This window comes from Shewanella electrica, from assembly GCF_022321485.1.
Classification (GTDB): domain Bacteria; phylum Pseudomonadota; class Gammaproteobacteria; order Enterobacterales; family Shewanellaceae; genus Shewanella; species Shewanella electrica.
Map to the genome: position 1 here is coordinate 1 of NZ_JAKOGG010000757.1, position 237 is coordinate 237.

The following is a 237-nucleotide window of genomic DNA, read 5'->3' on the forward strand; positions in this document are numbered from 1 at the left end:
TGTTTATCATCCTCTGTTTTGTGGCTAACAGGCTCCTCAATTTGCTCTTCTTTCTTATTCACTACGGTGTTGGCACCTTCCGTGTGATCACCATTGTCGTCATCCTCATCATCATCATCGACATCCCAGCTGAGCTCTTCCTCATCCTCCTTTGACATTGCCCTGGTCACAAGCTTGGTGCGGACATCCTCGGCTTGTCTGAGCTTATCGACGGCGAAGAAATACCGGCACCAGAAC

Annotated in this window: 1 protein-coding gene; it reads right to left on the reverse strand. The window is 49.4% G+C overall.

The window, feature by feature from the left end:
* On the reverse strand, positions 1–237 hold a 237-nt coding region (locus L9G74_RS24650), incomplete at both ends, for a hypothetical protein (protein WP_238899059.1).